This is a genomic window from Ruegeria sp. BI11, assembly GCF_056538005.1.
Map to the genome: position 1 here is coordinate 82,172 of NZ_JBQFSM010000013.1, position 21,841 is coordinate 104,012.

General features: G+C 54.3%; 22 protein-coding genes. 9 read left to right on the plus strand and 13 right to left on the minus strand.

Annotated features, from left to right (window positions below; genetic code table 11):
* Window positions 1-373 precede the first annotated feature (373 nt).
* Entirely contained in the window at window positions 374-781 is a 408-nt protein-coding gene (locus ACR0DT_RS21240; protein ID WP_480712669.1) for a sugar dehydrogenase complex small subunit, read from the plus strand.
* Window positions 782-837: 56 nt separating this feature from the next.
* Window positions 838-2,436 carry a GMC family oxidoreductase gene (locus ACR0DT_RS21245; RefSeq protein WP_480712713.1) on the plus strand — a complete coding sequence of 533 codons (1,599 nt, stop codon included), beginning with the start codon at window positions 838-840 and terminating at the stop codon, window positions 2,434-2,436.
* 491 nt (window positions 2,437-2,927) lie between these two features.
* Here the strand turns inward: ACR0DT_RS21245 and ACR0DT_RS21250 are convergent, their stop codons facing one another.
* Entirely contained in the window at window positions 2,928-3,953 is a 1,026-nt protein-coding gene (locus ACR0DT_RS21250; protein ID WP_480712670.1) for a methyltransferase, read from the minus strand.
* Between the two features lie 1,037 nt (window positions 3,954-4,990).
* Window positions 4,991-6,199, minus strand: coding sequence for a 3-sulfinopropanoyl-CoA desulfinase (gene acdA, locus ACR0DT_RS21255; RefSeq protein ID WP_480712671.1), 1,209 nt, complete (start codon window positions 6,197-6,199; stop codon window positions 4,991-4,993).
* Here acdA and ACR0DT_RS21260 point away from each other — a divergent pair.
* A complete protein-coding gene (locus ACR0DT_RS21260) occupies window positions 6,181-7,182 on the plus strand; it encodes a LysR family transcriptional regulator (protein ID WP_480712672.1) in 1,002 nt (333 codons plus the stop codon). The two genes, acdA and ACR0DT_RS21260, sit on opposite strands and share 19 nt — an antisense overlap.
* A 152-nt stretch (window positions 7,183-7,334) precedes the next feature.
* Window positions 7,335-8,798: an SLC13 family permease gene (locus ACR0DT_RS21265; protein ID WP_480712673.1), complete on the plus strand. Its 1,464-nt coding sequence runs from the start codon at window positions 7,335-7,337 to the stop codon at window positions 8,796-8,798.
* Window positions 8,799-8,997: 199 nt separating this feature from the next.
* Here ACR0DT_RS21265 and ACR0DT_RS21270 read toward each other — a convergent pair whose 3' ends face one another.
* The 3 genes from ACR0DT_RS21270 to ACR0DT_RS21280 form a co-directional block, all read right to left on the minus strand.
* On the minus strand, window positions 8,998-9,387 hold the full coding sequence (locus tag ACR0DT_RS21270; RefSeq protein WP_480712674.1) for a VOC family protein: 390 nt from the start codon (window positions 9,385-9,387) through the stop codon (window positions 8,998-9,000).
* The gene (locus ACR0DT_RS21275) at window positions 9,384-9,698 is read right to left on the minus strand and encodes an ArsR/SmtB family transcription factor (RefSeq protein WP_480712675.1); all 315 of its coding nucleotides are present in this window, start codon (window positions 9,696-9,698) and stop codon (window positions 9,384-9,386) included. The genes ACR0DT_RS21270 and ACR0DT_RS21275 overlap by 4 nt, the downstream gene beginning before the upstream one ends.
* 282 nt (window positions 9,699-9,980) lie before the next feature.
* The gene (locus ACR0DT_RS21280; RefSeq protein ID WP_480712676.1) at window positions 9,981-10,571 is read right to left on the minus strand and encodes a TetR/AcrR family transcriptional regulator; all 591 of its coding nucleotides are present in this window, start codon (window positions 10,569-10,571) and stop codon (window positions 9,981-9,983) included.
* A 100-nt stretch (window positions 10,572-10,671) separates the two neighbouring features.
* On the opposite strand from ACR0DT_RS21280, the gene ACR0DT_RS21285 reads away from it, so the two are divergent.
* The 3 genes from ACR0DT_RS21285 to ACR0DT_RS21295 are packed head-to-tail and all read left to right on the plus strand — an operon-like array spanning window position 10,672 to window position 11,960.
* On the plus strand, window positions 10,672-11,556 hold the full coding sequence (locus ACR0DT_RS21285) for a DMT family transporter (protein WP_480712677.1): 885 nt from the start codon (window positions 10,672-10,674) through the stop codon (window positions 11,554-11,556).
* 11 nt (window positions 11,557-11,567) lie between these two features.
* Window positions 11,568-11,741, plus strand: a complete 174-nt coding sequence (locus ACR0DT_RS21290; RefSeq protein WP_480712678.1) for a hypothetical protein — start codon at window positions 11,568-11,570, stop codon at window positions 11,739-11,741.
* 27 nt (window positions 11,742-11,768) lie between these two features.
* Window positions 11,769-11,960 carry a TrmO family methyltransferase domain-containing protein gene (locus tag ACR0DT_RS21295; RefSeq protein ID WP_480712714.1) on the plus strand — a complete coding sequence of 64 codons (192 nt, stop codon included), beginning with the start codon at window positions 11,769-11,771 and terminating at the stop codon, window positions 11,958-11,960.
* A 4-nt stretch (window positions 11,961-11,964) separates the two neighbouring features.
* Here the strand turns inward: ACR0DT_RS21295 and ACR0DT_RS21300 are convergent, their stop codons facing one another.
* Window positions 11,965-13,020 carry an adenosine deaminase gene (locus ACR0DT_RS21300; protein ID WP_480712679.1) on the minus strand — a complete coding sequence of 352 codons (1,056 nt, stop codon included), beginning with the start codon at window positions 13,018-13,020 and terminating at the stop codon, window positions 11,965-11,967.
* Between the two features lie 98 nt (window positions 13,021-13,118).
* Here ACR0DT_RS21300 and ACR0DT_RS21305 point away from each other — a divergent pair, with 98 nt between their 5' ends.
* A complete protein-coding gene (locus tag ACR0DT_RS21305; RefSeq protein WP_480712680.1) occupies window positions 13,119-13,616 on the plus strand; it encodes a MarR family winged helix-turn-helix transcriptional regulator in 498 nt (165 codons plus the stop codon).
* 152 nt (window positions 13,617-13,768) lie between these two features.
* Here the strand turns inward: ACR0DT_RS21305 and ACR0DT_RS21310 are convergent, their stop codons facing one another.
* The gene (locus ACR0DT_RS21310; protein WP_480712681.1) at window positions 13,769-14,665 is read right to left on the minus strand and encodes a LysR family transcriptional regulator; all 897 of its coding nucleotides are present in this window, start codon (window positions 14,663-14,665) and stop codon (window positions 13,769-13,771) included.
* An 85-nt stretch (window positions 14,666-14,750) separates the two neighbouring features.
* Here ACR0DT_RS21310 and ACR0DT_RS21315 point away from each other — a divergent pair, with 85 nt between their 5' ends.
* Window positions 14,751-15,194 carry a PACE efflux transporter gene (locus ACR0DT_RS21315; RefSeq protein WP_480712682.1) on the plus strand — a complete coding sequence of 148 codons (444 nt, stop codon included), beginning with the start codon at window positions 14,751-14,753 and terminating at the stop codon, window positions 15,192-15,194.
* A gap of 336 nt (window positions 15,195-15,530) precedes the next feature.
* On the opposite strand, the gene ACR0DT_RS21320 is transcribed toward ACR0DT_RS21315, so the two are convergent.
* From ACR0DT_RS21320 to dctP, 6 genes are all read right to left on the minus strand, one after another.
* Window positions 15,531-15,953, minus strand: coding sequence for a hypothetical protein (locus ACR0DT_RS21320; RefSeq protein ID WP_480712683.1), 423 nt, complete (start codon window positions 15,951-15,953; stop codon window positions 15,531-15,533).
* A gap of 122 nt (window positions 15,954-16,075) precedes the next feature.
* On the minus strand, window positions 16,076-17,590 hold the full coding sequence (locus ACR0DT_RS21325) for a malonate--CoA ligase (RefSeq protein ID WP_480712684.1): 1,515 nt from the start codon (window positions 17,588-17,590) through the stop codon (window positions 16,076-16,078).
* Window positions 17,591-17,595: 5 nt separating this feature from the next.
* A complete protein-coding gene (locus tag ACR0DT_RS21330; RefSeq protein WP_480712685.1) occupies window positions 17,596-18,852 on the minus strand; it encodes a malonyl-CoA decarboxylase in 1,257 nt (418 codons plus the stop codon).
* Window positions 18,849-20,165, minus strand: a complete 1,317-nt coding sequence (locus ACR0DT_RS21335; RefSeq protein WP_480712686.1) for a TRAP transporter large permease — start codon at window positions 20,163-20,165, stop codon at window positions 18,849-18,851. The genes ACR0DT_RS21330 and ACR0DT_RS21335 overlap by 4 nt, the downstream gene beginning before the upstream one ends.
* 5 nt (window positions 20,166-20,170) lie before the next feature.
* Window positions 20,171-20,713: a TRAP transporter small permease gene (locus ACR0DT_RS21340; protein WP_480712687.1), complete on the minus strand. Its 543-nt coding sequence runs from the start codon at window positions 20,711-20,713 to the stop codon at window positions 20,171-20,173.
* 92 nt (window positions 20,714-20,805) lie between these two features.
* Complete coding sequence (dctP, locus tag ACR0DT_RS21345; RefSeq protein WP_480712688.1) at window positions 20,806-21,792, minus strand: TRAP transporter substrate-binding protein DctP; 987 nt, start codon at window positions 21,790-21,792, stop codon at window positions 20,806-20,808.
* Window positions 21,793-21,841 lie beyond the last annotated feature (49 nt).

Here is a 21,841-nt window from a genome sequence, read left to right on the forward strand (position 1 = left end):
CGATCAGGCTATCGAGGACGATTTTTGTCGGCTGAGCTTCGCAGCTCCGATACAGCAAACTTTCGTAATTTCCATCAGTACTGAGCCCTCTCTACGCTCATCGGCCCATTTCCGACCTTGAGCGCGGTTTTCGAATGCTGCGTTCGAAGCCCGCTTTGCTGACCTTCGCTGCGGGTGCACTGTCTCGGCTTTGACCGTTGACTGCTTTTGCGTACCAAACCAGACATCCGAGCGAGAATACTGAATGTCTGGATTTCCTTTGACGCGTACGAGTCACGGTTTTAGTGCCTCATCGAAACTTCCTACGCGAGTAATCCGCAGGTATGCTGAACGAATTGATGCATGGTGCCAGTTGTATCTAAACGGAGATTAAATGGTGTTTTTCGGCCGACGTGGCTTTGTGATCTGTGGTGTGGCGCTGTTGACCTCGTGCAGCGGGCTGCGCCTGCATGCTGCGCCCAGCATTGATGCCGATGGCTTTTTGGTACTATCAAAAAAGCTGTTGCAACGCGAAGACCTGGACCCGGATGCTGCTGCGAAGTTTTTGCAAGGCTTTTTGGCAATCGGGGATGGCGAGGCCCTGCATGCTCTTTCAGAGGGTCAACCGCAACCGGAGCTTGAGGAAAAGATACTCACGGCGTGGTACACGGGGCTGTCCCCCAATCCCACAAATCCCGAAGCTGTGACCTATGGTTCTGCGCTGGTGTGGCAAGCCATGTCTTATACAAAAGCACCCGGGTTCTGCGCTGTTGAAGATTGGAGCGAGACACCCACACGCTAAGCACACAAGAAAGGAGAAGCCCCGTCACTACTGCGGTCGATATCGAAGCGGACATTTTGGTCATCGGCTCTGGCGTTGCCGGGGCGCTCACGGCGTCCGAACTTGCGTCACGAAGCATGCGCGTCGTAATTTTTGAGACCGGTCCGAGTATCGAACGCGGTGAGGCCTACAGTAAATTCCTGAGCGCTGCCGTAAAGGATTTGGCGAGCCCTTACTCCGCAGAGGCCGCCCCGTCATACAAAAACGCCGAGGGGCAGGAAACGATTTATCACCAGATCGGCCCGCAGCCTTTCCTCTCAGATTATCTCAAGGTAGTTGGCGGCACCACCTGGCACTGGTTAGGCAGTATACCAAGATTTCTGCCGCAAGACTTTATACTCCGTACGACCTATGGCTTGGGAGAAGATTGGCCGTTTAGCTACGAGTCATTGGAGCCCTACTATGGGTGGGCAGAGCGCGAATTGGGGGCGTCCGGCGACAGTGATAATGATCGCGGATCGCCGCGCTCCACCCCATATCCTATGCCACCGATCCCACAGTCTTACCTTGACCAGAAAGTCGCCGCAGCACTGACAGGCAGCCGCTATGAGTTTTCGGCCGTGCCACAGGCTCGCAATTCCATTTCTCATGACGACCGCCCCGCCTGTTGCGGAAGTGCATCCTGTATCCCGCTTTGCCCGGTTCAGGCAAAATATGATGCGACGGTCCATGTCGCCAAAGCCGAAGCCGCCGGTGCAGTCCTATTCCCTGAGACAACGGCGACTATGCTTCATCTTGATGAAGCTGGGGCCCTTAAGTCGGTCGAATATCGACGCTCTGATGGTACCAGCGGCCAAGCGCGTGCAAAGATTGTTGTCCTCGCCGCCAACGGCATCGAAACGCCGAGGCTGATGCTGAATTCTGCGCAAGAGCGTGCCCCCGGCGGGCTTGCCAACTCATCCGATCAGGTCGGCCGCAATCTGATGGATCATCCGGTGAAACTCAGCTGGGCCATGGCCCCAGACCCTGTGTGGCCATTTCGAGGCCCGCTCATCACCTCAACGTGTGACACCCTGAGAGATGGGTCGTTTCGCTCCGATCACGCCGCGCTTTTGATTGAAATAGGCAACCAGGGCCAGGCTTGGTCCAGGCATGCACCCTTCTCAAATGTACAGCATCTCATCGCCAAAGGGTTGCGGGGCGCAGAGCTGGACCAAGCAATCTTTGACGTAACTTCTCGACAGATCGAAATATCCTCCATGGTCGAACAGCTTCCGGTACCGGAAAATCGTGTAACCGTGGATCCAGACCGCCGTGACGAAAATGGTGTGCCCGAAGTCAATATCTTTTTCAGCATCGACCCTTACACCGAAGCAGGGCTTATAGCGGCCGAGGCTGCGCATACAGATATCTTTAGCGCGATGAGCGCGTCCGAAATTGGCCACGATCCCGTGGCAAGAGGTGCGGGCCACATTATGGGTACGGTACGGATGGGAACTGATCCAAAGACAGCCGTATTGGACGAGGACTTGCGCAGCTTCGATACAACTAACCTTTTCGTCGTGGGTTCCGCCGTTTTTCCCTCTGGCGGTACAGCCAACCCGACACTGACAATTGCAGCCTTAGCGCTTCGGGCATCGGAAGCCATTTCGGCACAACTGGCTCAAATGGATTAGGATCGACCAGCCAAGACGCATTGAACCTGTTCGCCCAAAACTTTTTTCCTAGGCTGGGTAACCAACGGTGAAAATACAGGCGATTTTCTGTGAGGGCCTTGCGCTGCGGAGAAGTAAGGGCGAGACCTCCGTCGAGCCAGTCATGAAATGAATGAGTGCAACCTCAATCAACAGGTAGCAACAAAACTATAGCTGTTGGTTTTCCTGAACAGTGCAGGTTTCTGATTGATCACGGCTAATGCCAGCTTTCGACTTATTTCGTTGAAAAACTCGCGCTTGTTTCAGTGGCAAGTCGCCGCTTCAATTCTTCCTGTAGAGATGGATTGCCAATGATAGTGTCGGAACAGGAAGCGCCGGCGTCATTGTTCTAGGAGTTCTCGCTTGAAAGACACGTTCCCCAGAACCAGCTGCTGCGGTCGATTGATCGCTTCTTCTCCAACGGGTACGGACTAGGGTTTTGGCGATATACTGTATTTGTCACAATCGGTCGTTCATTTATACGCTACGACTGCGCGTGTGATACCGGTTAGCGAAAAGGTTTCAAACCGTTTGAAGCCGATCTCTCGCGCCCAGGTTTCGAACTCCGCAGCGCTAAAATCAAAGGCGCGGTCGCCGAACTCCATCAACATGGTCAGAGACATGAACAACCCATAGGTGTTTTCACGCCGTGCGTCATCGATGAGGGCTTCAATCACGACAAGGGCGCCGCCAGGCTGAAGCGTTTCATATGCCTTTTGGATCAGGTGATGTTTCTGCTCCAGATCCCAATCGTGCAGGATCATGCCCATGGTGATCACATCGGCAGGTGGAAAATGATCCTTGAAAAAGTTCCCAGACACGCATGTTATGCGGTGTTCAAGATTATCCTCCACCACGCGTCTCTGAGCGATTGCAGTGACTTCAGGCAGATCGAACGAAGCACATGTCAGGTGATCGTGCGCCCGGGCCAACAGACGCGAAAGCAGCGCGTCTGCACCCCCGATATCTGTCACGTTCTGATAGTTTTCAAAAGGAAAGGCGCGCGCCAATTCCGTAAAGGCGTGCAGCGACGATCCGTTCATGGCCGCCATGAAGGCCTCCAGCCGCGCGGGTTCGGCGTAAAGCGTTTCAAAGAAACCGGTTTCCTGGGATTTGCTTTCGTTCTGAGCTTCGCCCGTCTGCGCGGCTTCAAAGATCGTATCCCAAAATCGATAGTTGCGCTTGTCCCAAAACTCCAGGATACCGCCAATGTATCCGGATTTGGCGGGATCAAGGTATGTCGCTGTTTCGTCGGTATTGCTGTAAACGGCGCTCGGCCCATCGCCTGTACGGTTGAGAAGTTTCACCGAGACGAGCAAATCCAACATGTCCATAGCCGGGCGTTCCCGCAGGTTATAAGCCGCGCGGATCTCGGACAGCGTCATGCCAACTTGCGCCAACCGGCCGAAGAGACCGGCCCCTGTTGCTGCCAGCAAAACACGTGACACACCATAGCCCGACGCAACGGTCATAATGTGATCAAGTGTCGGTTTGGTCATTCTTGCCTCCCATTGGTGCGTTCTTTGTCAGGTCGAGAGCCTTTCGCGACCAACCGCATGCACACTGCTAACACGTATGGGTGCACATTTTTGTTTCCAACTGTCCAAGCGGATCAAACAGGTTGGCCATTCTACAAGGAATCAGAAAACCACAAAGCGTGTGAACGATATCCGATCTGCGTCCAGATCGAATAGTGGTCAAAAAGGACAGCATCTATTTAACGGACCAAGTTGCTCGCATAGATGCCGTTCGTGCGTGCTCAAGTCTCAAGACTTTGGACTCTTTCCGGCCCTTCTCTTCACGTTGAATAAAGGACTGCTTCGCCTCCCAAAAACTTGCTGCCAAATAGTAAGAACCATGGGTGGCATGCCAGCAGCTGAGGATTGGCGTTACCGGGGTCTGAAGACAAATGTGACTCCAGCATGAAAATGTCCAATAATTGCGGTAGTACTCTCAGAGGAATTCGCGAACTCTGCAATGACGCCCGCCTTGCCAATAGCTATCCTGCTGACTTTCATAGCCTTCTCGTCGAGAGCTCAGGAACTCGTTCCTCATAGCTACAATGAGGATTGCTTCAGTCCGAGATGTCAATCGACAGGTCTTTTCTTTCCAGATCCTTTGGGCCCAATTCCCAATCCTGGACCCCCTGCCAATATTTGCGTCGTATTGGAAGGGTATTGCAATTTACTTGGCCCTGAACATCCCGGTGCAGCGTGTTCTTGTTTCAACAGCCAGTCCGGATTTCCTATTCAAGGTAGGGCTTTCTATGATGCAGGCATTGCCAAATTGTTGGAGATTGATTGAGGAAATATGGGCTCTTAACAGACCTCGAAGCTGACGCAGCACAGGCCCCTGCCACGAATTCGGCCCATAACGGACCTCCGACCGACCCTGAAGTTGCTGCGTTGCGGCTCGTCGGACCGGCCATTCGCTGCGATTGAAAACTGGGATCGAAGTCGGCCTCGGGTTAGACGTCGTATCTGTGTCAGTCAGGCACCTTATGATACCTAATTTTCCAAGTCGCAGCGTTCTGAAGCTATCCACCCGTCGCCAGTTTCGCGTACCCGTCCCTCGTTTGCGGCGTTTTAATGCCCAATAAACTACCTGCGATCTGTGTTTTCAGGATCTGCGCAGTTCCACCTCCGATAGTGAACATACGCACGTCGCGATACATGCGCTCGATCGGCTCCTGCGCACCGTATCCACGCGCACCAAATATCTGCAAGGAGTCGTTCACGACTTTGATCGCCTGTTCAGACGCAAAGGACTTTGCCCGCGCTGCTATCATCATATCAGGAAACCCAGTCGAACCAAGGGTTCCAGCGGCTTCGTGCAGCATCAGACGGGACGCATGGACCGCCGTATCCATGTCTGCAAGCATCCACTGCAGACCCTGAAACTCTTGCAACGGGCGGCCGAACTGATGACGCTCGCGCAGGTATCTTTTCGAATGCTCCAGCGCACCGGCTGCAATTCCCATGGCCACCGTCCCGGCCCCGACGCGCTGGCTGTTGTAGGCGGTCATCAAATCCGCAAAACCACGTTTTATGCCCGATGGCGTTATCAGAGCGAAACGCGCATCAACTTCCAGATCGGTAAAACGAAGCTCAGTTTCGGGCATTCCGCACAGCCCCATGGTCCGTTCGCGACCGACCACATCGAACCCTTTGGGGGCGATACCGTTTTCGGGATCGTAGTGAACCAGAAAACCGGTGATCCCCAGATCGGTTCCGTCTTCATCCAGAACACGTGCAAAAATCAGGTAGAGTTTCGAAACGCCGCCGCCCGTGATCCAGTGCTTGGTGCCGTTGATCAGGTATTTCCCGCCAACACGCTGGGCCGTTGTCTGCATCTCGGTCGCCGCGCTGCCGGCGTTGGGTTCAGTTATGCAGATTGCAGGCTTGTCCCCCGACAGGACCAGCGGGGCCACAAAGTCTCGTTGCTCATCTGTGCCATAAGCCATGATTGCGCTGATGCCGCCCATATTGGCCTCAACAACAATCCTGGCACTCAACGCGCAGGCTTTAGCGATTTCTTCGACAGCTAAAACCACGTCAAGGTATGAGGCCCCAAGCCCTCCGAACCTGGTTGGGATTGTCATGCCCATAAGTCCGGCATCGGTCAATTCACGTACGTTTTCCCAGCAATAAGTTCGGGTTTCGTCCCAGTGACCGGCGCGTTCCGCAAATCCTGGAGCCAGTTCGCGGGCGATTTCCTGATACGTCTTTGTTCCCTGATCAAGCATTGGGGCATCCTCTCTCCTCACAATTATGTGAGAGCCCGCATGTTATTTTCAATCGAATTTACTTTGTGCTTAAATTAAGATTTATTGAAGTTATGCAGATTTCAGCTTTTGAAACACTGGTTGCGATTGCGCAGCACAGCTCATTTTCCCGAACCGCAGAAGTGCGCAACATGACGCTGTCTGCCGTCAGCATGCAGATGAAATCACTGGAAGAAGAGCTTGGCGCAGCGTTGTTCGATCGCCGGTATCGGCCGCCCAAACTGACGCCACTCGGAGTGAGGGTTGCTCAGGACGCCAAGACAATAGTTGATGCCTATTCAGTTCTGAAATCAAGATGTGTGCCCACCGATCAACTGACCGGAACGTACCGGGTCGGGTTTGTCCCCTCTGCTGCTGCTCGCATTCTGCCCCTGTTTCTTGGAACGGCAGAACAACTGGCTCCAAAAACAATGTTGAGCACAAGGACTGGATTGTCAGAGACTTTGTGCGAACAGGTCCGGAACGGTCAACTGGATGCCGCAATCGTAACTGAAATCGCAGACGCGACATTTGATCTTTGCTGCGAAACTTTGATCCATGAGGAAATGGTTATCGCAGCGCCGCTGCACAGCAAGGTAAAAGGACTAACCGGACTTTCCCGATCACACCCTTTTTTGCATTTCATTCCATCGTCGGGCATCGGCAAGCTGATCGCCCAATACCGTGATCAGATGCAATTGAAGTCGAAGGAAGTGATTATCCTCGACAGTATCGAGGCAATCGTAAACTGCGTAAAAAGCGGCATCGGGTACGCGCTTTTGCCAAAAACAGACGTATTGCGGTATGGCGCTGATCAGGTTCTTGTCCTGCCGTGTAAGCCGCAGCCGTTGTTTCGCAACATCTCACTGGTGACACGCGAAGACGCCCTGACTGAAATATGGCGCCCAAAGCTGAAGACACTGCTCGATGCCAGCATAAGCGGTCTGGAAAACGCGGAAAATTAAGTTGCTCACACCGTTTGGTTCATCGCCTGCAAAACCCAAACAAGAAACCTGCAGATGACATAAGGCAGATGTTTGCCCTAATCTGACAAAAGGCGCGGCCATGAGTGCTGCGTAGACATATCGTCGGGATTGTTACGCCGAGGGTTGGTTTAATGCAGGAGCTTCAGGTCCACTCAGTCCGTTCCCGTTGGCGTGTATTCCTGTCGCTATTGGCCGGCCCAATACTGTTTTTCCTCGTTCGTTCGTTTGATCCACCGCCTGGAATGTCCGAGGCGGGCTGGACGTTGCTGGCCTTGCTGGCGTGGATGGTTGCATGGTGGCTTAGCGAGGCGATACCCCTAGCCGCCACTGCCTTACTGCCGGTTGTCGTCATGCCTCTCGCCGGAGTTGCCGAGATTGGTACGGTAACGCAGGCCTATGGCCATCCCCTCATATTCCTGTTTCTGGGTGGGTTCATGCTGGCCATGGCGATTGAAGCTGTGGGCCTTCATCGGCGCATTGCGCTTGCAATCGTTTCAAGGGCCGGTACAGGGCCACGCAATCTGACCCTGGGCTTCATGATTGCCACTGCATTCCTTTCGATGTGGATCACGAATACGGCCGCAACAATCATGATGTATGCCGTTGCACTTTCTGTCATCGACTTCATTAAATGCAAAGTTACGCCCTCGGATGAGCTGCGTCGGTTTTCTGTCGGCCTTATGCTGGCCGTGGCCTACAGCGCATCTATTGGGGGAATGGCCACGTTAATCGGATCACCCGTCAATGCTTTGCTGGCGACAATCATGTCCGGCGAATACGGCATTACGGTCGAGTTCGTTGACTGGCTGATGATCGGTCTTCCGGTGACATTGGTCATGTTGTTCATCGCCTGGGCATTATTGAGCTTTGTCTTGTTTCGGTGCGACGGCCTGGCAGATAACAACCTTGCCGACGCGGTTCGCATTGAACGGGAACGGCTTCCGCCGATGGGCCGCGCAGAGAAAACCGTCGCGGCTGTCTTTGTTCTGGTCGCCACCGGTTGGATTTTCGGAGACCAGATTACGCATTTCACCGGATTGCCGATCACGGATACCGGCGTAGCGTTGATCGCGGTTTTGTTGCTATTCGCGACCCCGGTGAACGCAGATATGACGAAATTCGCGCTGGATTGGGAAACCGCTGTGAGATTGCCGTGGAATGTATTGATCTTGATCGGCGGTGGGCTCGCCGTGGCATTGGCGTTTCAGATCACCGGACTGGCGGATTGGATCGGAGAACAGGTGTCAGCAATTGACATCACGGTTTTCGCTATGGTGTTTCTGGTGGTTGCGATGATGGTCTTTCTGACCGAGATCATGTCAAATCCAGCCTCGGCCGCAACGATACTTCCGGTGGTTTCTGCCGTTGCTGTCGGATTCGATTGGAGCCCGCTTTTATTGGCAGTGCCGGCCGCGCTTGCAGCCAATATGTCTTTCATGATGCCCGTCGCAACGGCCCCAAATGCGATCGTGTTTTCGAACCCTGATCTTAAAATCACCGATATGGCGCGAGCAGGGTTTTGGCTCAATTTGTGCGGTATTGCCCTGTGCACTCTAGCGGTCAACTTCGTCTATCAACCCATTTTTGATTGGTAGTAACTCAGGAAAACACGGCCCAAACCGGTCATTGAGCTTTACCGAACGATGCGGCGACGCGGCGCGTCAAAGCAGCAGTTCGCTACGAGCGCAAAATCAGAGATTGGCTGAACTAACGCAGTGCAGGACAATGATGACAATTTGGGTGTTGCTGTGAATGACCACCTCAAAACACTGTCAGATTTTCTACCCAAGGCAATCAAACATGCAATTCAACTAATTGGATGAGATTTCCGCAGGTGTCGTCAAACACCGCCATCGTTGCACCGCCAGCTTTTACAGGAGGCTGTGTGAACTCAACGCCTACTGACACCAATTTGGCAACTTCAGCCTCAATATTGTCTGCGCTGAACGCCGAAACGGGAATCCCATCAGCCATAAGTGCCTCTTGATAGGCCCGGCTCGCCGGAAGCACGTTTGGCTCTAGACCTAACTCCACTCCTTCGGTTTCCTCTTTGGATACCAGTGTCAGCCAACGGTGCTCACCCATCGGGATATCGTGTTTCACAACAAACCCAAGCTTGCTCGTGTAGAAATCGAGTGCTTTTGATTGATCGTCTACAGCTATGCTCTTCATGTACATTTTCATTTCGTGTCTCCTTGAGAATATAGTGCCACCCAGGGGTTGATCGCATCCAAAATTGATGCTGCTGCAAGGGTGTGAATCTTGGTGCGCCCCTGCCATGCAGTGGTGATTAAACCAGCCTGCTCCAGGGTATTCAGATGCCTGGTTATGCCTTGTCGGGATATCGTGATTGAATGCTCTTCGAACAGTCGCGCGCAGAGTTCGAAGAGTGATTGGTCGTCACGTTTTCTCAGTTCATCAAGGATCAACAACCGCGTTGTGTCACCGAGGGCGCTGAAAACGATATTCAGCTGCGGGTCGCATTGAACACTCATGCTTCTTTATGCAACAATATTGTTGCACGTCAAGTCGAACCTGCAGGTCAATCGACCTGCAGCATTCGTCCCCAAGGGCTCAAAGCCGACTTGAGTCGGCGCGGCACCAGATCTTGCAAAGATGACGGCTCTGCGGACAGAGTTGCCGTCCACTCAGCACAAGGCAATGACCGCCCTATCAGCCCAAAACGGACATTCATCGCCGAGCTTTGCAAACTCCGAGATGCGGATAATTCTGGCCTCCAGCACCTAATACAAAGCCCACCCCTGTTTCCGGGCCTATCATTGCGTTGTGACTCCAGAAAGGAAGACTTGCGTCGCCCTTGTTGCGTGCTCTTCAAGTTCCGCTTTGGTTGGACGATGCACGTCCAACAGGGCCTCATCCTGAAACGCAAATAACATCGCGGTCCACAAACGGATCATGGGGGCCGGGTCCTGAATTTCAAGCCGCTCGGTGAAGAACCGCCGCAATCGCTCTTCGGTTCCGGCAGGGCCCACCGAGAAGAAAGCCTGGATCATTTCAGGAGCGCGGGCACTTTCCGAGACAAGTAAACGGAAAGTGCTCAGGTGTTCTTTGGACAGGTGGGCCTGCATGAAACTGATAGCAAAGCGGCGCAGGGCCTCTTGGGGGTCGGGAAGGTCGAGATGATCACTTGCGTCATCATCATGACGCGCACCCATCTCCTTTAACGTTTCCCGGAACAGGTCAGCCTTGGACGGGTAATAGCGATACACCGTTTGCTTGGTCACACCGGCCTGCGCGGCAATAGCGTCCATGTTGGCGTCGGAAAACCCGTCAGTCAAAAACGCCTGTTCCGCAGCCTCAAGGATGGCGCGGCGCTTTTGCTCTCGTTTGGCTTCCATCTTGCCCATGTGTCGTCCCTTCAAATTGTCATACCAACAAGTATGACAATATTGACTCCACCTCAAGAATCGTTATGCATACTGGAAAGTATGATTTTGGAGTCTCGAAATGACCAACACGTCAATCCGCTCACCATCCGGCAATGCCCAGATGACCGGCATCCTGATCGCCATGGCCGGGGCCACATTGATGAGCTTCGACGCTATCTTTATTCGGGTGTCCGGCGTGGGCGGTTTTGACACGGCCTTTCTATTTGGCCTGTTCACTGCCCTATCTATGTCGATCTTCATTCAACTGCGCGAGGACAAGGGGCTGATCGGAACACTCAGGGCAAGCGGTTGGCCCGTCATCGTTTCAGGCCTCCTGATGCTGGGAAGCGCGACTACTTTGATTTTCAGCCTCAAGAACACCTCGGTCGCCAATACCATCGTAATCCTCAGCACATCCCCCGCCTTGGCCGCGATGTTCAGTTGGGTCTTCCTGGGTGAGGTGGCACGGCGCGCCACCTGGATCGCCATCGCAGCGGTGATGGTCGGCATTGCCATCGTCGTGTCTGGTTCATTCGGATCGGGCAACCTTCTTGGAGGTGCACTGGCGCTGATCGCCGTCAGCTTTATCTCTCTGAACATGGTGCTTCTTCGCCGATTTCAGTCGGTCAGCCGATTGGCGAGCGTCGGAATGGGCGGTTTCTTTCTGGCCATCGTGATGGTGTTCCTGGCGACACCGTCGACCTACAGCGGAAGCACTTGGGCGGTCATGGCCGTGATGGGACTGTTCACCGCGCCGTTCGGGCGGGTCCTGTCGCAAGTAGCAACCCGTTACATCACCGCACCCGAGGTGGGCATGATCCTTGTGGCCGAGGCGGTTCTGGCCCCGCTTTTCGCCTTTGGGGTCTTCGGGGAAATCCCGCCGCTGGCCAGCTTTGTAGGCGGGGGCGTCATCCTTGCTACACTGCTGGCTTACAACATGCTGACCAACGGACCTTCGAAGTGAAGGGGCAGACAATGACATTTGACCTGACGTTCATCGGCCACATCGAAACCCCCTATCAGTCCTTGGACGATTGCCCAAACAATGTGCAGGCCGATGGCCCGCGATGCGATATCATTTTGGGTTCTCGTTTTTCAGAAGGGCTTTTAGGCCTTGAAGCCGGGCAAACTATCCTCGTGCTTTACTGATTGGAAAGGGTCGATAAGAACCTGTTTTTGCAGCATCGGGGCGGCCGGAGCGATAGTCTCACGCGTAGCGTCTTTGCGCTGCGCTCTCCTCACCGCCCCAAGCCTATTGCAATGGCGCGCGTCCAGATCGAGGCGATCACGGACAGGCGCATCAAGGTGTGGGGCATGGATTGTCTGAAAGGGACCAAGCTGCTCGACATCAAGCCGGATACGAAGTGATGCCCTATTGTCTGGACGATAAACCGGATGAGCCCATGGTTCTTTGCAACGTCTCGACCTGATGGTCGATCTTGTCCAGCTGCGCCTGTTTTTCAGAGTCGTTCAAGAACGAACCGGCGAAGGAATTCTTAGCCAATTGAATGACGTCTTTTTCGCTGAGGTTCAGGTTCCTCTGAACGGCGCGATAATTGTCATTGATATAGCCGCCGAAATAGGACGGGTCATCCGAGTTGATTGTTACCAAAAGACCTTCATCCAATGCCTTTTTGACCGGGCTCTTGGTCAAATCCGGGATAACTTTGAGCCGCCAATTGGAAATAGGACACATTGTCATCGGTGTTTTCTGACGAGCCAAGCGCGACACCAGCGCTGGATCATCCAGAGCATGGTTTCCATGATCCACACGCTTGATTTTTAGCAGGTCGAGCGCTTCCTTGACGTTTTCAGAGGTGCCTTCTTCGCCCACATGGGCAACGGGCACAAACCCCTCTTCCCGCGCCGCCTTGAAAACACGCTCAAAAGTCGCAGGAGGGATGCCACGTTCTGTACTGTCCATGCCGAAACCGTGGATGTGCTCTTTATGTTTCTTCGCGCATTCCAATGCGGTGAAAGCATGCTCTTCCGGCAAGTGGCGCACGATGCACATGATCAGCTTGGACGAAATACCTAACTCCTTTGCCCCGGCCTCAAGCGCGCGCGTGATCCCTTCGACAACAGTTTCAAAGGCGACGTTTCTATCCATGTGCGGCTGGGGGTCAAAGAACAGTTCAACATGGGTCAGACGGTCTGCATGCACCCGGGTCAGGTAAGCCCAAGTCAGATCAAAGAAGTCCTGCTTAGTTACAAGCACGGACATTCCGAGGTAGTACAGATCCAGAAAATCTTGGAGGCAGTCGAACTCGTAAGCTCTTCGCACATCCTCGACCGTCTCATAGGGCAGCGATACTTTGTTTCGACGGGCTAACTTCAGCATCATCTCGGGTTCCAGGGTCCCTTCGATATGAACATGCAGTTCTGCTTTGGGCAGATTATCGATCAAAGCATTCGCTAAATTGCACATTTCACACGGCTCCCAATTTACCTTTCTGAAAAGGCATAATGATCATTTACCTTTCTGTAAAGATAAATTACGTTTGAAAGCGTAATAGGGGGATGCTCATGGCCGACCAGGTTCCAATTCGATCACTTCTCGAGCGGATCAAGCTCAACTGGCCTGAAGCAGCCTCGCCGGAAACCGACATTATTTTCTCGGTGATCCGTTTGAACGAACTGATCCGGGCGCGCACGGAGGAAGCCTTGGCCCGTTTCGATCTCACTCACGCAGCCTTCGAAGTCTTGGTCGCGCTTCGAGCGCAGCCGAAACCCCGCCAACTTACGCCATCAAATCTCTGTAAGTCCGCGCTTCTGACTACAGGTGGTGCAGCCAATATTTTGGTCGACCTTGAGCGCAGAAGTTTGGTTACACGGGCCCCCAACCCACGCGATGGTCGCAGTAAGATTGTGCAACTGACCGAGGCAGGCGAACACCTCATCGAGCGTGCAATGAAAGAGGTAATGGAACACGACAAGCTACATTTTGAAGAGTTTCGCCCCCCGGACGAGATTGAAAACATACGCTGCGCGCTTCTTTCCGCGATGAGTAAGATTGAAGCTTGAGTGTCGATTGATGGGTAATGTGAATTCAGCTGGCCATCTAATTCGCACCGGCAGCGAACGACCGAAGTAGACCTTCAGAACCAAGCCTCACAGTTTCCCAGATGCGCAACTTTGCCCCCAATGGTCGAATTATTGCGAGGCACGCTTTGAACTCAATCCGCCCATACATTTTGCGGAATATTGAAGAGCTGGCTCTGTACCCACTGACCTGCTTTGCCCAGAACGTGTTGCTCTGTCCAGACAAGGTCGATGCCTTCCAGTGCATCGCTTTGCTGGAACGTGTAATCCATTTGAGCCAGCTTGTTCGATCTCAGCAATTCTCTGACAACTGGCAATGGCAATTCGGCCCATCCTAAACCACGCAAAACCAGTTCAAGGATCATGTGGGGGTTTTCCGCATACCAAATCGATGCGCTCTTGATTTCACCGACCTGGCCAGGGACTTCACGTGAACGGCTCCTGAGTACCAATTGCCGATATTGTCTGAGGTCTCGGTGAGCAACGCGATCCAGTCTGGCCAGCGGATGAGATGTACCGCAGACCGGAACCAAAGCTGAATATCCGACGCCCCGAACCTGAAAGCCCGTCGGGTAACTTTCCTGTTCCGTCATGAGGCCGAGTGTTACACGCCCCTCTTTGAGCAAGGTCGCCGTATCGTTTGGGCCGGTGGTCAGGATTTCAAGCGAGACGTCGGGAAACTCATTTGAAAAATCGCTCAACACATCCAAAACCGGAGTCAGATTGACCCCCTGTTCGACTGCAATGCTCACCTTGTCCTCTACCCCTTCCGACATCGATGTCGCCTTGGCGTGAAATTCCTGGTTTCCGAGCAAAATGCCCTTGGCATATGGTAACAGCGATTGGCCCGCCTGTGTGAGCGTCGGAGACCTGCTGCTTCTGTCAAAAAGTTGAAGATCGGTATCGATTTCAAGGTTAGCGATTGCAGTTGATACCGCAGACTGGGCTTTCTTCATCTTCCGCGCGGCCGCAGAGAAGGAGCCAAGCTCTGCGGCCAGTACGAAGGCCTGCAAACTCTCAGGTGACGGCATAGTAAACCTATCTGATATTTAGATAGTTATTAACTATAAATATCTGAAAACCTCAATAGAACACAATCCAGCAATGGAGTTGGAAATGTCGGACAAAGTCATTCTCAGAACGGGCAAGGATCGTCTTCGTTATACAATCAGCTTTGAGCTGTTGTTGATGGCTTTCTTAGTGCCTGTCGGCGCCGCTTTTTTCGACAAACCGATTGCTGAAATTGGCGAGCTCGGAGTGGTCCTCGCGGTCAAGGCGATGGTTCTAAACCTTGTCTATAACTGGTTTTTTGACAGGATTGATGCCCGTGCCGGGCGCGTTGCCAGTCAACGCTCGCATTTTGGGCGGATATTGAACGCGATAGGGTTTGAGGCTTCGCTGGTAACAACGTCACTTCCTATCTACGCTTGGTGGCTCGGCATTGGGTTAATGGAAGCCCTAATGACGGATGTCGTCGTTACGTCTTTCGTCGTTGCCTATACCTATGTTTTCACTTTGGCATATGACAGGTTATTCCCGCTGGAAACCAAATCGGTTTAGATGGTTCATTGGTTTCAGCTTACCAACATATTTTCGCAAAGCATTATCCACATTGCGCTCAGCGTTGCTGTTCTCCGCGTCGCACGTTTGTGACAGATCGCAGCCCTAAGCAGGCATTTGAAACTAAACTTTGCAATTTCAGAGATGTGGACATAGCACCAATTCGCGGCTGTTACTTGGGGTGGAACCACATCCTCAGTGCGGCCTTCGAATTTTGCTAATCATTATTAGGCTATCACGAATGTTCAGTCTCATCATCGTGAGGTTGGCCGCCCCGGCGATTAGTTCAATCACCTGAATCGTATAAAACGTGCTGTCGAATTCGCAGCAGTGGCTTTATCCGCCAGAAACCAGGTGGCGGGTACGAGGATCAGCAAACCATTCCTCGCGATGACAAGCATGCGGGTTTTCTTGGCTTTCGTTAGCGCGTCCTTGCGTTTCCAGCCCATTGCCATGCCCGATCCGCCAGCAATCGCCATTGCCGGTATGAAGATGAACATGCAATTTAGGATCGACGATCTCGATCCAGGCACTCGTGAAGCCATTCAAAAACGGCGTCAACTTTTCCGAAGCGACGGCTTTGACACATTCTAAGTGATCAATCGGAAGCAAATTATTCGTGTATTGAGGTAGATGTTCGACGACATGCAAAAACGTGATTTGATCATCGTCAGAGTTGAGCACCTGCGCAACTTGCAAAGTGCGCGCCGTATCTCGGTCTACATCCAAGGAAATCGGAACGAGGATATTCTGATACATTTTTGCAAGCTCCTGAAGAGAAAAATCAACGGCTTGAAAGCATGGATTTCGAACCCTCAGGCCGTTGAAGTTTGGCCCGCAGCATTGTCGAGAAGAGAGCTTTCGGGCCGGGGAGTGTTATCCTATGCGGCGACGAACAGGTCTTTAAATTGTTCGCGCAAGATGTTCTTTTGAACCTTACCCATGGTGTTGCGGGGCAGTTCTTCCATCAGGATCAACTGGCGCGGGTGTTTGAACCGCGCGAGACTGTTGCAAACTGCAGTCTGCATCTCTTCAAGGTTAGGGGACTCACCCGGTTCGGCTACAATCACACCAAGAACCGTTTCACCGAAGTCCGGGTGGGGTACACCGACTACCGCACTCTCAAGCACTCCCGGCTGGTCATCCAGCACAAGCTCAATTTCTTTGGGGTAGATATTGTAGCCACCCGAGATGATCAGGTCCTTGTTACGGCCAACGATGTGGACATAGCCATCCTCATCGACCCGACCCAAATCGCCCGTGATGAAGAATCCGTTCTCGCGCAGCTCGGCGGCGGTTTTTTCCGGCATTTGCCAGTATCCCTTGAATACATTAGGGCCGCGCACCTCAATCTCTCCGATCTCGCCTTGCGGAAGGGCATTACCATCAGAGTCGCAGATTTTCAGTTCGACACCCGGAAGCGGGAACCCAACGGTGCCCGCTCGACGGTCACCGTCATACGGATTTGAAGTGTTCATGTTGGTCTCTGTCATTCCGTAGCGTTCCAGGATGCGATGGCCGGTGCGCTCTTCGAATTGCACATGGGTTTCCGCCAGCAGTGGAGCGGAACCGGAAACAAATAAGCGCATGTGTTTGGTCAGTTCATTTGTGAACCGATCGTCATCCAACAGGCGGGTATAGAAGGTCGGTACGCCCATCATCGCCGTGGCATGCGGCATCCGCCCTATGATCTCGTCCAGATCGAATTTAGGTATGAATACGATGCTGCTGCCCGCAGCCAGTGTGACATTAGTTGCCACAAAGAGTCCGTGAGTGTGAAAGATCGGCAGCGCGTGCAGCAGCACGTCGTCGGATGTGAAACGCCATTCAGTGACCAGCGTATTTGCATTCGACAACAGGTTGTTCTGGGTCAGCATCGCACCTTTAGAACGGCCCGTCGTGCCCGAAGTATAGAGAAACGCCGCCAGATCCTCACCGTCCCGGTCTACTGTCTCAAAGCTGGCCGGCATGGCCGCGGCCTGATCCATCAGGCTACCGCTGCCATCAGCGTTCAGGGTCTCGACTTGCGCCCCCAATTGCGCTCCGATGGGGGTAAGACTCTCCTCACTTCTGGCGTCACAGACAATTAGCGAAGACCCGCTGTTTTCAATAAAGTAAGTCAATTCATCCACCGTATAGGCAGTGTTGAGCGGCAGGAACACAAGACCCGCCTGCGCGCAGGCGGCATAGAGCGCCAATGCTTCGGGTGATTTTTCAATCTGCGCCGCGACCCGGTCACCGGGCTTCAGACCCAGTTGGGTTGCCACATTGGCGATCTGCGCGACTGTGCTCAGAAAGTCCTGATGCGTAACAGTTGACCCGTCGAGCAGATGCAAAAAAGGTGTGTTTTTACCGGCGTGAGCGCCGAACAAACCGTCATAGAGAGGATTGGCCATTAGGGTTACCTTTCCTGTGTCGTAGTGAGAGAGGCCGACGCAGCTAGCGACTTGGCCTCGGGCGAAGCGATGACCCCGCGGGTATTGGCGAACTGCTCGTGGTTCTGGGCAATGCGGCTGAGGTCATACAGGTAGTTCACCATCGTGCTGCCGGACTGCGCCCGACCCTTGTCCGAGATATCAGCATCGGCATGAACCGCATGGACCAGCGCACCATTGCCCAGATGGAACCGCGCTACCGGATCGAACGGTAGATCGCCCCGGCCTTTGGCATTTAACAGATAATGAGCCGCTAGAGCCTTCATCTGATCGCGATCTTCGATGTCCCATTCAATGCCTTCCTGCGCCAACCAATTGGTCAGGCCTGGAATGGGTGACAGGGTGACAAAGGTCTTCAGCCCAGTCAGTTCCGCCGCTAGATCCGAGGCCACCTGCTTGATCAGGGAATTGCCGAAAGAGATGCTGGCGAGCCCCGCCTGACAGTTCGAGATCGAATAGAACACTGCCGTATCGGCCTGATCTTCGAGGAGAGGATCGCGGTCTTCGGCCAGCAGTGCCTGAACCGAGCCGGGTATCCCAATATTCAGCGCCACCTCGACAAAGATCAGAGGCTCGTCGGGCATCGAGGGGTGGAAGAAGGCAAAGCAACGCCGGTCGGTAGGCTCCAGCCTGCGGCGCAGGTCGTCCCAGCTATCGATTGCATGGACGGCTTCATAGGCGATGATCTTTTCCAGAATATGCGCCGGGCTCTCCCAGTTGATTGGGCGCAGGACCAGAAAGCCCCGATTGAACCAACTGGCGAACAAGTGGCGGAAGTCCAGATCCAGCGCTTGCAACTCGGGTTCTTTACCACCCAACCGCAGAAGATCGGCGCGCATCTGAACAAGCGCGCCAGTGGCACCCGGCACTCGGTTCAGGCGGCGGATCAGCTCTTGCCGAGCGGGTTCCGCCGCAACCGCGAAGCTGCGATAAGTCGCTTTCGAAGGCGCGCGCTCGTATTCGTCCAGCGATGACCGAACCGCTTCGGGGTCGATGTTCATAACGGTGGCGAGATAACGGAAGAACTTAAGCTTTTCGCCATCCTCCATTTTGTCGAAGCGGGTCAAAATCTCTTCCGCCAGAGCAAGTCCAGAGGTCTCCCCGGCTGAGCCTACCAACGCGTCAGCGAGTTCGGTTAGCGGGCGGCCATCGAGGGCCGCTGCGCCGGCGCGGCGATAACGTCGCTCAAACACGGTTGAGAGAAGATCGGCGAACAGGGTCATACCGCTGCCCCCATCACCAGATCAGGCAGCCATGTTGCGAGGCCCGGGAAGAGGCAAAGCAGGACAATCGCGAGCACCATGCAGGCCACGAAAGGCAGCGATCCGGTCAGGATGGTTTTCAGCGAGATGTCCGGTGCGATGCCGTTGATCACATAGAGGTTCAGCCCGACGGGGGGGGAGATCAGGCCGATCTCCATGTTGATCGTCAGCACAACCGCGAACCAGATTGGGTCAAAGCCGGCGGTGGTGATGATCGGCAGCAGGATCGGGGCCGCCATCAGGATCACGGCCACAGGTGGCAGGAAGAACCCGGCGATCAGCAGGAACACGTTGACCGCACCCATCAGAACCCAACGGTTCACATCCAGCGTACCAATCCATTCGGCAATCGCCTGCGTTATGAACAGTGAGCTAAGCATGTACGAGAACACTCCGGCAGCCGCGATGATGAACAGGATCATCACGCTTTCCTTGGTGCTGTCGCGCAATACGACCCAGATGTCCTTGGGGTTCCACAGCTTGTAGATGATCATGGCGATCAACAGGCACAACAGCGCACCAACGGCGGCGGTTTCCGAAGGGGTGGCGATACCGCCATACATGGCATAGAGCACACCGAGAATGATGCCGAGGAAGGGCAGCACGCGCGGCAGGATCTCGAACCTTTCGCCCCAGGTGTAGCTGCCTGAACCCAGACGGGTGGCGTCGCCGGATTTCCAAGTTGAATAGAGCGACCAGGCCATGAACAGGCCGACCAACATCAGGCCCGGGATTACGCCGGCCAGAAACAGACGGCCAATCGAGGTCTCGGTGGCGATGCCATAAACGATCATGGTAACCGAGGGCGGGATCAGGATGCCCAAAGTACCGCCCGCGGCGATGGAACCCGCGGCAACGCCATCGGGGTAACCACGCTTGCGCATTTCGGGGATGCCCATCTTTCCAATGGCCGCACAGGTTGCGGGTGACGATCCGGACATGGCAGCGAACAATGCGCAGGCGCCAAGATTTGATACGACCAGCCCACCGGGTACACGGGTCAGCCAGCGCTCAAGCGCTTCATACAGGTCGGCCCCCGCCCGTGTCGAGGCAATCGAGGCCCCCATAATGATGAACATCGGGATCGACAAAAGAGCAAAGTTATCGAGCTTACCGAATAGGATTTCCGGCATCAGTTCAAGCGACCGAGGGCCGTCGAAGACGATCAGAAACCCGGCCGAGACGATCAACAGGCCGATGGCCACGGACACGCCCGAGAACAGAACTAGGATGGTTGCGATGGCGACAATTGCGCCGAGCAGAAGGGGATCCATCGGCTTTACTCCAGTCCGAAGGGTTTATCGATGCCAAGAAGGACGGCGACGAGGTCGGCGATCAGCTGCAACAGTAGCAGTCCAAAGCCGACCGGGATGGACAGGTAGGGAATCCACAGGCGAACACCCCAGACGGTGTCGGATTTCCAGCCGCGTTCCCACGCGAAGTGCCAGTAATCGTAGCCGTAGAACAACATGACCGAGACGATGGCGATGGACAGAGCCGAAGTCAGGATCGCCATGAAAAAGCGGGCACGCGGGGCAAGCGAGATCGGGATCAGGTCGACATTTACATGCCCGCGCAGGCGCTGCACATAAGGCAACCCAACCAACGTAGCGGCGATGACCAGATAGATGACCGCTTCGGTTTGCCAGATGGTTGAGCCATTCAGGACAAAGCGCACAACGATCATCTGGCAAGTGATGGCGACGGCGGCGACGATCATACCTGCGGAACACCATCCGGCCAGAGTTGAGAGCGCCGCGACAAAGCGAAGAAAGGGATTGTTCCCGGTGTGGGAAGCAACGGCAGAGCTATGGCCGGCCATTTGCGCCTCCTGTGATTGAGATGCAATTAAGTCTGAAGATCAGAACTGAGATCAGGTGCCGGGCGGCAACGAAGTCGCCCGGCAAAAGGGGATCATTCGACTGCCAGAGCCTTGTCCAGTAGGTCCTGCCCGTCAGGAACCTCTTCCACGAAGGCTTTGTAGGAAGTTTCCATCGCCAGCGCGCGCCAGGCTTCGAAATCCTCTGGGGACATTTCAGCAATTTCGACACCAGCCTCTTCGAACACCTTGGCCGAGTTGGCGTCCTGTTTCTTAGCCTCTTCCAGATAATAGGCCTGTGCCTTTTCAGATGCGGCTAACAGTGCGGCCTGCTGATCTTCGTTCAGCCCGTCGAAGGTGGTTTTGTTCATCAGCAACGGCTGATACATGAACCACAGCGCCACATCGCCCGCAGGCGTATAGCAGCTGACCTGTTCGTAGATACGATAACTGACAAAGGAAGAGGACGAGGTATTGGCCGCCTGCAGAACACCGGTCTGCATGGCGTTGTAGATTTCCGACGACGCCATCGACGCGATCGAGGCATCGGCCCCAGCCAGCATCTGTTCGAACGATTTACCTGCCGCGCGGGTCTGCAGGCCTGCGACATCCTCGGGGTTGGTGATGCACTTATCCTTGCCCGCAAAGCCACCGGCCAGATAGCCATGGACCAGAACCATCACGTCATCCTCGGCCATCTTCTCTTCCAACGCTTCCATGAAGGGCGAGTCGGCCAGACGTGCAGCGTGATCGTGGTTTTTCACCAGACCGGGCATCAGGGTCAGGTTATAAGCAGGCTGCTGACCACCGGCATATGACAGCGGCAGAACCGTCATATCCAGCTGACCCCGACTAAGTGGCTTGTACTGCTCGCGCGGTTTGAACAAAGATTTCGAGCCGAAAATCTTGATTTCCAGATCGACATCGGCTGCGGCAACCTCGTCCGCAACGATCTGGGCGACCTGATGTCGGATGTCCTTGTTCGACCACTGGTGCGATAGGCGTAGCTCTTCTGCGGAACTCAGTGTGCCCACGGCCCCGAGCGCCAAAGCAGCGACGGCTGTTTTGAACATGGCTTTCATATTCTCCTCCCTTTTTTACCCGGACTTATCGGGGATGAGCAGAAGCATA